Origin of the sequence: Acinetobacter indicus (assembly GCF_009914475.1) — a bacterium.
Taxonomy (GTDB): Bacteria; Pseudomonadota; Gammaproteobacteria; order Pseudomonadales; family Moraxellaceae; genus Acinetobacter; species Acinetobacter indicus.
Genome location: NZ_CP045198.1, coordinates 1,542,902 through 1,554,982 on the forward strand (window position 1 = coordinate 1,542,902; position 12,081 = coordinate 1,554,982).

Here is a 12,081-nt window from a genome sequence, read left to right on the forward strand (position 1 = left end):
ACCATTTGCTTTTTTTATATTCATTATACTTAAGTCGGGTACGGCTTTTTCCGTACAAAATCAAGGCAATATCCGGCTTATTTTTAGCCTGGTAGACCCAACCTGACAGTGAATAGAAGAAGACCATGCTTGTGTTGAGTCGCTCAACTCAAGCATTTCTGCAGGTGGATGCGATGAGGTTTGAATCAACCCGACACGCGCTGATTTAAGCCGCTTAAACCCCGCGCGAATTGGGCCGAAAAACCCGGTAAATATGCAGGAATTGATCCGATCAGGGAACAGGCTTTTTCGGTAATTGTTCTACCCAAGCCTTCAGGCTTATGGCATAATCCAAATAATTTCTTGGGTTTATTTTCGGTATTTTTTTTATGAATCTGGAGCGGGTCGATCTCAACCTTCTAATTTACCTGGACGTATTACTTCGCGAAAAAAATGTCACTCGAGCAGCTGAACAATTGGGCGTTACCCAACCCGCCATGAGTAACATTTTACGTCGTCTACGTAACTTATTTAATGATCCCCTGCTCATCCGTTCATCTGAAGGGATGACCCCGACCGAACGCGCACTTGAATTACAACCGCGTATTCGTGATGCCCTGTCCGATTTATCCATGATTCTGGAACCCCGTACCGAGTTCCGCCCGTATACCTCCAATCGCGTATTCCGGATTATGACTTCAGACTATGCCGAAGCCACTCTGGTGCCGCGTCTGGTCAAAGCCTTGCGTTCTGAAGCGCCGAATGTGGTGCTCGACTTTCTGACCCCAAGTGATGTGTCCTATCGTGACATGGAACAAGGCAAGGTAGACCTAGCCATCAACCGCTTTAATGAAATTCCGCAAAGTTTCCACCAGGTACTGGTCTGGCGTGACAGTTTTTCCTGTCTACTCAATCAGAAACACCCGGCGGCCAGTAACCTGAACCTCAAAAGCTATTTAGATGCACAGCATATCTGGGTCTCTAAAACCGGTATGGGCGTTGGCTTTGGCGTTAATCCTGAAAAACAGGCCGGATTAGGCTGGATTGATCAGGCACTGGAGCGGATTGGTCAAAAACGCAAGATTTCGGTATTTACCCGTCATTATCAGATGCCGGCACTCTTGGCATCCAATGTGGATCTGGTAGCTACCTTACCGACCCGAATTGCCCGTTTACAGGCCAAAAGCCAGAATCTGCTGATTAAAGACCCGCCGTTTTATATTCCGGAATTTGAATTGAAGATGGCCTGGTGTCCGTTACTGCATCATCATCCGGCGCATCGCTGGTTACGCCAGCTGATTCTGTATGTGGCCCGTCAAATGATTGAAGAAGAAAACCGTGAGTTTTTAATGAATAACTCACAATTTTCTCAATTTTGACAAAAAACGCTCATAAATCTCTCTTTTTAAACCTTATACTAAGATGAACATGAGTAGTGCCCGGTGCACTACTCGATGTTTTTGACGTTAAAAATATTCAGAATAAAAATCCGCAGGTGGATTCGTGAGCCTCTTCCAGAACATTGTTATTATTTTCATACTGATTGCAGGAGCAGGTTTTTTATCACTGACCGAGATCGCTCTGGCCGGTGCGCGTAAGGTCAAATTAAAAATTCTGGCTGAAGCCGGAGATGAACGTGCGCAAAAAGTGCTGGATTTACAGGAAAACTCGGCAGACTTTTTTGCCGCCTCGCAAATTGGCTTGAATGCGATTGCCATTTTAGGCGGTATTTTAGGTGAAGGTGCTTTTCGCCCGTATTTCTACGATTTTGTCACCCGTTTCTATACCGGACCGTGGGCCGAAACCCTTAGCTTTGCGCTGTCTTTTACCTTGGTCACCTCTTTATTTATTCTGTTTGCCGACCTGATGCCGAAACGCCTGGCCATGATTGCACCAGAGAAAATTTCTATTTCCGTGATCAATCCAGTACAGGTATTTATTACCGTCTGCAAACCGCTGGCCTGGTTTATTAATGCCATCGCCAATATGCTGTTCCGGCTGTTTAAGGTCAATACCATCCGCGATGACAATATTACCTTTGATGATATTTCCGCAGTGATGGATGCCGGCGCCCAAGCGGGTGTGTTGCAAAAACAGGAACATCACTTTATTGAAAACGTGTTTGAACTTGAAGAACGTAATGTCCCGTCCAGCATGACCACGCGTGAAAATGTGGTGTACTTTACCCTAAATGAAGCCGAAGACAGCATTCGCCAGAAACTGGCTGAATTCCCCTATTCCAAATTTCTGGTCTGTAATGAAAATATTGATCAGGTGATTGGCTATGTTGATGCCAAAGATATTCTGGTGCGGATTCTAAATAACCAGAAAATCAACCAGCTGAACGAATCAACCATTCGTAACGTACTCACCATTCCCGATACCCTGACCCTGTCTGAAGTGCTGGACCGCTTCCGCTCGACCAAAGAAAAATTTGCGGTGGTGATTAATGAGTACGCACTGGTGGTCGGCGTCATTACCTTGTCCGATATTATGATTACCGTAATGGGCGACTGGGTAACCCCTATTGAAGAAGAACAGCAGATTATTAAACGTGATAATAATTCATGGCTGATTGACGGCAGTACCCCAATTGAAGACATGAAACATGCGCTTGAAATTGAAGAAATGCCCGATGAAGAAAACTATGAAACCTTAGCCGGTTTTATGATGTATCAACTGCGCAAGATTCCGCGTCCAGCCGATACCGTGTTATATGGCGGTTATAAATTTGAAGTGGTCGATGTCGATCATTTTAAAATTGACCAGCTGTTGGTGACACGTTTACTGGAAAATAACCAACCGCCGGAACAGGAATAATCTATCTTTCTCTAATCAAGAGCGATAAAAAAACCTTCTAGACTCTAGAAGGTTTTTTTCATGCAGCAATTCACTTAAAACTGACGCAGCAATTCATCCAGCACCGCCTGATAGTGAATGGCAATGTCATCTTCCAGAATTTTATAGGCGCTGTCGAACTGCACCATTGGCCAGCCTTCTTTCCAGAACGGGAAAATATTGTGCAGGTCATGGGTCACAATCGCATCTTCACGGACAATAGCTTGTGCAATTTGTGCCAGTACCTGGGCGGTTTCTGCGCCATCAATGGCCAGATAATCAATCTGACGGGCTTTTAAAATACGAATCCGATCTTTTTTATAGCGGATTTTTTTGGCTTGGGCTTCATTTAGGCTCAATGCCAGCGTCACCGCTTCAACAAATTTTTCTTCAAAAGATTGATGCAATGCCACCAAGGCCTGTTTATGCGCTTCCTGACGTCCCACTTTTCCACCTTTGCGGATAATCTCTTTGGCTTCGCTATTGAGCACATCATTCTTCATACTCTGAAGGATGTCTATAATTTCAATATCGCTTAAAGATTCAGGAGACTGGTCAATCATGAAATAGCCTTGGGCAAAAAGTAAAAGACTATTTTCGCATAATTTCGCTTAAAGCTCGACAGATTCCGTAGCAATTATGACAGGAATAAGGGGGCCAATTTTAATGGTCATCAAAACTCAAATGCATACCCACAATACGAATTAATGCAGATAATGGCTAAGGCTCTGCTCCAGCTCGGTTTGTAAATGCAGCGGCGCTACAATTTTGACATAGGGAATCCAGTAGCGTACCACCGGATAAAGCTGAATATGATGGCGAATCTGGCAGGAAATCAACAGGCTGCCACACGGCTTTTCTTCCAGAATCTGCTGCTTTGGAAACAGCCGGCGCTGTTTAAAATACAGCGCGGCATCTGCCGCAACCGATAAATGCACTTCCTGCTGTTCATGACCAAACCAGATACCTTCTTCATCTTCCAACTGTTGCAGAATAGCCGGATCATGCTCAAACGGGTCCAGTTCATAACTGAGTTCAATCTGCTCAATCAGGCTCAGGCGATACACTTTTAAAGTGTCCGAATGCACCGCAGCCAGATACCAGTTACCATGATGATGAATCAGGCGATAAGGCTGCACCCGACGGGACTTGTTTTTATAGACAAAGCCAATGTACTGACGCTGCTGAATGGCTTGGGTCAGGGTTTTAAAATGTTCGGCATATTGGCTACTGTCTTCATAATCATAACCTTTGGCGGAAAACACCAGATTGGCACGATGATCCATCAGCTCACGCAGGAACGAAATATCCAGCGAGGGATAAAGATCGCTAATGCCCGACAACTGGGCAAAGTTCTGGATATCCTGAAGTTTAAACCGTCCCAAATAGGAAGCATCAAGATAGTATTTTTTGCTGCGTTTGTCCTGCAATAAAGGTAGATAGGCATTCAGCCGATCAAAGTCACGTTCAATGGTGCGGGTGCTGACTTTAAATTCCTGGGCCAGTTCCGGAATACTCAGCTGATGCCCTACATTGAGTTTGGTTAAAATACTGACCAGCCGTTCAGCCAGTCGTTCATGTGTTGAAGTAACACACTTCATGATACCCTCATGGTGCTGTTTTAAGGCACTGTTTTTTCTATCAATTAAACAACCGTAAATTAAAATTTATTAAATAAAAATCATATAAATAATTAGACCAAAACTTTAAATACATTTACGTTAAAAGTAAATCAAAATACGTATCACAAGGCTGCATTCAGCTTAAACTTAAGGCTTATTCTGATCTAGGCGATCAACATAACGCTCTAAATGCAGCATGGCACTATACACCCGGTGGATATCTGCCAGACCTATTTTTTGACGGATAATGGCCCGATGAATGCGCCTTAAAGCACGTATATTCTGGGTGGTGGTATATGCTGTAGATGAAATTCTCATGATTCTGCCCTCTGTCTCTTCATTGAAATATCCAGTTTATTTTTATGATGTCTGTTTTGGATGTGGGCTAATGTACAACACAGTTTCGACAGGTTGTGTCAAATACATCACATATATTTTAATTTTTAGTAAAACTTGTACAGTTTAAGTAATAAACATCAATGTACTAACTTGAGATGAGCATAAAAAAGACCGGCTATAGCCGGTCTTTTTTAGATGCCGAATTAAATAATTTCTACCACAACCTTGCCAATATGATCACCGGTATCCATGGCCGCATGCGCTTCCTGGATCTGATCAAATTTAAAGGTTTTAAAAATCATCGGCAGACATTCACCTTTGCTCAATAATGGCCACACTGTGTCTTGCAAGCCTTGGGCAATTTCAGCTTTTTCTGCAGTATTACGCGCACGCATGGTCGAACCGGTAATGGTCAGGCGCTTCATCATAATCGGGCCAAGTTTCACATCTTTGGCTTTGGCACCGCCCAAGAACGCGATATAAACCAGACGACCATCACGGCGTAACAGGTTCAGGTTACGTTCCAGATAAGGTGCACCAACGATATCTAAAATAACATCGACGCCGCCATTGTCAGTCTGCTCATTAATCACCTGCTCAAAATCTTGTGTCTTGTAGTTAATGGCGGTGGTCAGATGGGAAATAGCCTGTACTTTTTCATCTGAACCGACAGTGGCAAAGGTTTTCATGCCCAGCGCATTACATAACATCAGCGCTGTGGTACCAATACCGCTGCTACCCCCATGGACCAGTACTGTTTCGCCAGCCTTGGCTTGCCCCATCTGGAACACGTTGGCCCATACGGTAAAGAAGGTTTCCGGAATAGCCGCAGCTTGTACAAAACTCAAGCCTTCAGGAATGGTCAGGGTCTGGCTTTCCGGAACCACGCAGTATTCTGCATAGCCACCGCCATTGGTCAGGCCACAAACTTTATCGCCGACTTTAAATTTGCTGACCTCTTCGCCTACCGCTACCACTTCACCTGCCACTTCCAGCCCCGGCACAGGCGTCACCCCTTTCGGCATTGGATAAAGGCCTTGGCGCTGCAAGATATCCGGGCGGTTTAAACCAAAGGCATGAACCTTAACCAGCACATCATTGGCTGCCGGTGTCGGAATAGCCACACTTTCATAGGCCAGTTTTTCCGGGCCGCCTGGTTCTGTAATAATGACCTGCTGCATCGTCGCTTGTGACATGGATTTTCCTTAATTGTTCAGTGCAAGTTTTCTGTGCTCTATTTGAACATAGATAAATGACGGAATGAAGCCAAGCCGGACTTATGTATAATGAGATGTATATTTCGCAGATTGATAACTCAGGTGAGCCATGGCCCAAGTCATCGACTATAACGAAAATAATTACAGTGAATTTGAATGGTTTGATGGCTTTGCCGTGATCCGCTTTTATGCAGACTGGTGTGCACCCTGCGTACAGAATTTTCCGGTGTTTGCCGAACTGGCCGGCTATTATGCCCACCATCAGCCAGAGATTAAATTTGGCAAGATCAATGTCGATCAATCTCCTATTCTCACCCTGCGTTATCATGTCTATGGATTACCTTCGACCCTGATTTTCAAGCAGGGACAGATCATCCACAGAATTGCAGGGGTCAAAAGTCTGACAGAGATGAAATCTATTCTAGCGCAGCTTTTGGATGATTCTTCTCAGCCTGTAGATTTAAGAGAATAAATGCTATTTTCTATTTCACTGAAGTTTAGATTGCCCACCTTAAAATTTAGTGGGTTAAAACCACGTCTGATCGCCCTTGAGCATACGCTCACCCCTCTCCTCCGGATAGTAAAGTGGTGAATAGTCATCCGCCCGATGATCAGCACTATGCTTAGCGCAGCGACTGCTATTTTTTGCACTATGATAAGCAGATTGAAAATTCTCCTGATCACTCTCGATGGATTTTTCAATTATTCGTCATTTAATCGTAACCACACTTTGATTGCTCTGCCTGAACTCTACTGGCACAGCCAAACATAAGCGCAATATAAATAAAATCTTGTGTATCTTCCCGCTCTACACCAGATTGTATAGAGTAAGAATATTCGCGTAGATCATTAAGTTTGAAATAGACACAGCAGTCCCACCAAGAATCTAAAAGCCATAAAAAAACCCACCTTGCGGTAGGTTTTCTTTAACCAGCCCAGTCTTATAGACGAACCAGCTCCACAATTTTCTCAGCCAGTTCTTCAACGGCTTCGGTGCCATAGCTTACGTCAGTGCCTTCAGCAACATCGGTGACCACCACAACACCAGTTTCACGAAGTAATGCCACTTGATCAGCATTCAGACCCGCTTTTGCAATTGCAACTACACCTTGCTGAATCAACAGACTTTCCAGCGCTTGTGCATTTTCCAGTGCTTGTGCTGTTACAGTCACCGCAGCAGGTTTTTGACCTAAACGGGCAGCACGGTCTTCCGCAGTCACAGGTTCATCATGCGCAGTCCATTCTACCGCTGCTTCCACCATGCCCGCACCAACGGTCACGTTGCTTAAACGGTCAATGAAAATAAACGAGCCGGTATAACGGCTGTCCTGATAACGGTCAAATACCACTGGCGCATCAAACTCGATCTGAACATCAGCAATCGCGTTCAGTTCCAGCTGCTCTACCTGGGTTTTTTCCAGCGTATTCACGTTTACACGGTAGTTAATCTCAGCAATTTTGGCAGGAACAGTTTGTGTACCGAGCTTAATGTTGTACAGCTTGCCTTTGACCATTGGCTGATCATTCATCCACACCACAGTTGCGCGTGCAGAACGTGAAATTTCCGGTTGATCGCCCGCTTTGACCAGCAGGTTACCGCGTGAAATATCAATTTCATCATTCAGGGTAAGGGTAACGGCCTGACCGGCAAATGCACGTTCTAAATTGCCATCAAAAGTCACAATGTCTTTGACAGTAGAACGTTTACCTGATGGTAAAGCGACAATTTCATCACCCACACGGATGTCGCCCGAAGCAATGGTGCCAGCAAAACCACGGAAGTCGAGGTTTGGACGGTTGACATATTGCACCGGGAAGCGGAATTCGTTTTTACCTGAAGTCCGGCTAATTTCCACGTTTTCCAGCGTTTCCATCAAGGTTTCGCCGTTGTACCAAGGAGTATTGGCCGACTTGTTCACCACGTTATCGCCATTCAGGGCAGAAATTGGGGTGAAAATGATATTGGCCGGTTTACGATCACCAAGCTGGTTCACGAACTCGTTATATTGCGCCTGAATTTCATTGAAGCGTGCTTCAGAGAATTCCACCAGGTCCATTTTGTTGATGGCAACAATAATGTTCTTAATACCCAGCAGGCTGGCAATAAAGGTATGACGACGGGTTTGGGTCTGCACGCCATAACGTGCATCAATTAAAATAATCGCCAGATCCGCAGTTGATGCACCAGTGGCCATGTTACGGGTATATTGCTCATGTCCCGGGGTATCGGCAATGATGAACTTACGCTTTTCAGTCGAGAAATAGCGATACGCCACATCAATGGTAATACCCTGCTCACGTTCTGCCTGCAGGCCATCGACCAGTAAAGCCAGGTCAGGTGCATCCCCTGTCGTCCCGACTTTTTTCGAGTCACGGGTTACCGCTTGCAACTGATCTTCATAAATCAGTTTTGAATCATAAAGCAGACGACCAATTAAGGTCGATTTACCATCATCGACGTTACCGCAGGTCAGGAAACGCAATAAGTCTTTATTTTCGTGCTGTTTTAAATAGGCCAAAATATCTTGGCTAATGAGTTCTGATTGATGAGACATTGCTCAAACTCCACAAATTCTTTAGAAACCGGTTTAATCTCCCTGTATCCCCCTTTTACCCAGAGGGAATTTCCTCTCTTGTCTAAAGAGAGGTCGGGAGAAATTAGAAGTAGCCCTCTTGCTTCTTCTTCTCCATCGAGCCGGCTTCATCATGGTCAATCATACGACCCTGACGTTCCGAGCTGGTGGCCAGCAACATTTCCTGAATAATTTCAGGCAAGGTATCTGCGCCTGACTCAACTGCACCGGTCAGTGGGTAACAGCCAAGTGTACGGAAACGTACCGATTTCATTTGTGGTACTTCGCCTTCATGTAAACGCATACGCTCATCATCAACCATAATGAGTGTACCACTACGTTCTACCACTGGACGTTCAGCAGCAAAGTACAATGGAACAATTGGAATCTGCTCGAGATAAATGTATTGCCAGATGTCCAGCTCGGTCCAGTTCGACAATGGGAACACACGAATGCTTTCGCCCTTGTTGACCTTACCGTTATAAAGGTTCCACAGTTCTGGACGCTGGTTTTTCGGGTCCCAACGGTGTTTGGAATCACGGAAAGAATAGACACGTTCTTTGGCACGTGATTTTTCTTCGTCACGGCGCGCACCACCAAATGCAGCATCAAAACCGTATTTGTCCAGCGCCTGTTTCAGCCCCTGGGTTTTCATGATGTCGGTGTATTTTGAGCTACCATGATCAAATGGATTGATTCCGGCGTCACGGCCTTCCTGGTTCTGATGCACAATCAGATCAAAACCATGTTTCTTGGCCATGTTGTCGCGGAATTCAATCATATCTTTGAATTTCCAGCCTGTATCGACATGTAACAGAGGGAATGGAAGTTTTGCAGGATAGAAGGCTTTCAAGGCAAGATGCAGCATCACCGCAGAATCTTTACCAATCGAGTACAGCATAACCGGATTTTCAAACTCGGCAGCAACTTCACGGATGATATGAATACTCTCAGCTTCAAGCTGTTTCAGATGAGTAAGTCTTTCCTCATTTAATGACATGGACAACACCAGCTTAAATCAACGTGTACTTATTACACTTTATAAAATTTATATTCATTATAGAGATTTAGTTATCTGTACTATTGCTTGTTTTATTATATTAATATGCAAAAACGTCATATACAGGATTACTGATATTGCTATCAAAGTTTACTCATACCCTGCACAGCATCGCTTATTTTTAGCCTAATCACTATTTTCCAGTCGCCGTTTTTATGCTCACTTCTATCTATTGAGTTATTGTTAAAAGCTCTAATAGATCGCTTCATTTTCCAAGTGAAACACCTAAAATAAAACAAATTTTAATTTTTTCTGATTGCTCCCATGCCTTATAGTCATTACGATTTAGCCACCTTAAAAGCCCAGCTGGAACAGGCGCAGCTTGCCGGCTTTCTGTATCAGCATCAGCAGCACATGCTGGTGTTGCAGGAAGCGTTTGATGAAGATGGTTCTGCACTAAATACCTTTGTCCAGCACGAGTTCAGTGCCGATCAGATCGGGCTGCAATTTGGTCTACGACTTTCGGACCATAATATCGAGTTTTTGATTGGTCTGACCCACAGTAATCAGGATCGCGGTTATGAAATTGGTGCCGGCAATTTAAAAGGTGACCAGAAAGCCTTTAACCTGATGTATGCCTTTTATAACTATCCAAAGGCCTTTTATCTGGTCAGCATGCCACTGGCCTCCACCTCAAGCCAGCTGGAACAGGCCATTGAACAGCAACTGTTCCAGCGCCCGGAACTGGCCTTCCTCGACACCGCAGTCAAAACCAATCCAATGGGTGAACAGGTGCAGTGGATGAAATCCTTTATTGTGCAGCAAAGCCTGAACATGAAAGTGCGTATTCAGACCAGTTTAATCTAAGCGATTCTTCTGATCTGTGCTTTACGTATAGCTTGATGATACTCAAACAAAAAAATAACCCGCGAGATTCGCGGGTTATTTGATGTAGCAGATTTTAGTTCTTGTGACGCATATGCGGGAACAAAATCACATCACGGATACTTGGTGCATTGGCGAATAACATCACCAGACGGTCAATCCCGATCCCTTCACCTGCTGTAGGTGGCAAGCCATATTCCAGTGCTTCAACGAAGTCTGCATCGTAGTGCATCGCTTCATCATCACCAGCATCTTTCTCAGCCACCTGTGCCTGGAAACGCTCCGCCTGATCAATTGGATCATTTAACTCTGAGAAGCCGTTTGCCAGCTCACGACCACCAATGAAGAATTCAAAACGGTCAGTGATGTGCGGGTTCTCATCATTACGGCGAGCCAGCGGTGAGGTTTCTGCTGGGTATTCAGTAATGAAGGTTGGCTGACGCAGTTGAGTTTCAACCGTTTCTTCAAACACGATGGTTTGCAGCTTGCCTAAACCAAAGCCCGGTTTTACCTGCTCTTTCAGTTCGTTTTGTACGAAGTTGGCCAGAAATTCACGGTCATTGACGTTTTCAGGCGTGAATTGCGGGTTGTGCTCAAGAATCGCATCAAACATCGAGATTTTCTTGAACGGACCTTTGAAGCTATACACTTCATCGCCATACGGCACATCGGTCGAACCCAAGATGTCGATGGCCAGTTTCTCCAGCATCTGCTCGGTCAGTTCCATCAAATCTTTGTAGTCTGCATAAGCCTGATAGAATTCAATCATGGTGAATTCCGGGTTATGACGGGTCGATACACCTTCGTTACGGAAGTTACGGTTAATTTCGAACACGCGTTCAAAACCGCCCACCACCAAACGTTTTAAATAAAGTTCTGGCGCAATACGCAGGAATAATGGCATATCCAGCGCATTGTGATGGGTTTCAAATGGACGCGCCGATGCACCACCTGGAATCACGTGCATCATTGGGGTTTCGACTTCCATGAAACGTTTTTCAGTTAAAAACGCACGGATGCCCGATACCACTTTGGCACGAATTTCAAAAGTCTTACGGGTTTCTTCGTTTACAATCAGGTCCAGATAACGCTTACGATACTTCACTTCAGTATCGGTCAGGCCATGGAACTTGTCTGGTAATGGACGCAGCGATTTGGTCAGCAATTCAAAGTGCTCGATATGCACATATAAATCGCCTTTGCCTGAACGGCCGATATAACCTTTAACAGCAATAATATCGCCCAGGTCCAAACCTTTAATGGTTTCCAATGTTTCAGGGCTAAGTTCTTTACGGGCCACATACAGCTGGATACGACCGGTCATGTCCTGAATTACGATAAACGAACCACGGTTGAGCATGACACGGCCAGCCACCGACACATACACCTTATCGCCGCCTTCAATTTCTTCTTTAGATTTGTCGGCAAACTGTTCTTGTAAATCTTGCGCGTAATGTTCACGCTTGAAGGTGTTCGGCCATGGGCTGCTGTTGCTTTCCTGAGCCTTTTCTTGGATTTGCTTTAACTTGGCATGACGCTGTGCAATTAAATCGTTTTCGGAAATAGTGGGTTCAGAAGTCGACTGAGCGTTTGGTTGCGTCATCTCTGCCTCGAAAATTACTAAAAAA

The 12,081-nt window shown here is 44.8% G+C and carries 11 protein-coding genes; 4 read left to right on the forward strand and 7 right to left on the reverse strand.

What is annotated here, in order from left to right:
- Window positions 1-368: 368 nt before the first annotated feature.
- Together GA693_RS07765 and GA693_RS07770 are read left to right on the forward strand one after the other, a co-directional pair.
- On the forward strand, window positions 369-1,358 hold the full coding sequence (locus GA693_RS07765) for a LysR family transcriptional regulator (RefSeq protein ID WP_075167072.1): 990 nt from the start codon (window positions 369-371) through the stop codon (window positions 1,356-1,358).
- Between the two features lie 124 nt (window positions 1,359-1,482).
- Window positions 1,483-2,799: a hemolysin family protein gene (locus tag GA693_RS07770; RefSeq protein WP_005179329.1), complete on the forward strand. Its 1,317-nt coding sequence runs from the start codon at window positions 1,483-1,485 to the stop codon at window positions 2,797-2,799.
- A 74-nt stretch (window positions 2,800-2,873) separates the two neighbouring features.
- Here GA693_RS07770 and GA693_RS07775 read toward each other — a convergent pair whose 3' ends face one another.
- The 4 genes from GA693_RS07775 to GA693_RS07785 all read right to left on the reverse strand — a co-directional run bounded on the left by GA693_RS07775 (window position 2,874) and on the right by GA693_RS07785 (window position 5,974).
- A complete protein-coding gene (locus GA693_RS07775; protein ID WP_016659280.1) occupies window positions 2,874-3,380 on the reverse strand; it encodes a hypothetical protein in 507 nt (168 codons plus the stop codon).
- 141 nt (window positions 3,381-3,521) lie between these two features.
- Window positions 3,522-4,418: a helix-turn-helix transcriptional regulator gene (locus GA693_RS07780; RefSeq protein ID WP_160241118.1), complete on the reverse strand. Its 897-nt coding sequence runs from the start codon at window positions 4,416-4,418 to the stop codon at window positions 3,522-3,524.
- A 168-nt stretch (window positions 4,419-4,586) separates the two neighbouring features.
- Entirely contained in the window at window positions 4,587-4,757 is a 171-nt protein-coding gene (locus GA693_RS14770) for a hypothetical protein (RefSeq protein ID WP_005179332.1), read from the reverse strand.
- Window positions 4,758-4,981: 224 nt separating this feature from the next.
- Entirely contained in the window at window positions 4,982-5,974 is a 993-nt protein-coding gene (locus tag GA693_RS07785) for an NAD(P)H-quinone oxidoreductase (protein ID WP_160241117.1), read from the reverse strand.
- Window positions 5,975-6,104: 130 nt separating this feature from the next.
- Between GA693_RS07785 and GA693_RS07790 the strand changes: the two genes are divergently transcribed.
- A complete protein-coding gene (locus GA693_RS07790) occupies window positions 6,105-6,467 on the forward strand; it encodes a thioredoxin family protein (RefSeq protein ID WP_160241116.1) in 363 nt (120 codons plus the stop codon).
- A gap of 469 nt (window positions 6,468-6,936) precedes the next feature.
- On the opposite strand, the gene cysN is transcribed toward GA693_RS07790, so the two are convergent.
- Together cysN and cysD are read right to left on the reverse strand one after the other, a co-directional pair.
- Entirely contained in the window at window positions 6,937-8,550 is a 1,614-nt protein-coding gene (gene cysN, locus GA693_RS07795; protein ID WP_160241115.1) for a sulfate adenylyltransferase subunit CysN, read from the reverse strand.
- Window positions 8,551-8,653: 103 nt separating this feature from the next.
- Entirely contained in the window at window positions 8,654-9,568 is a 915-nt protein-coding gene (cysD, locus tag GA693_RS07800; RefSeq protein ID WP_005179347.1) for a sulfate adenylyltransferase subunit CysD, read from the reverse strand.
- A 324-nt stretch (window positions 9,569-9,892) separates the two neighbouring features.
- Here cysD and GA693_RS07805 point away from each other — a divergent pair, with 324 nt between their 5' ends.
- Window positions 9,893-10,435 carry a hypothetical protein gene (locus tag GA693_RS07805; protein ID WP_016659284.1) on the forward strand — a complete coding sequence of 181 codons (543 nt, stop codon included), beginning with the start codon at window positions 9,893-9,895 and terminating at the stop codon, window positions 10,433-10,435.
- 94 nt (window positions 10,436-10,529) lie between these two features.
- Here GA693_RS07805 and lysS read toward each other — a convergent pair whose 3' ends face one another.
- Window positions 10,530-12,056: a lysine--tRNA ligase gene (gene lysS / locus GA693_RS07810; protein WP_005179355.1), complete on the reverse strand. Its 1,527-nt coding sequence runs from the start codon at window positions 12,054-12,056 to the stop codon at window positions 10,530-10,532.
- Window positions 12,057-12,081: the final 25 nt, after the last annotated feature.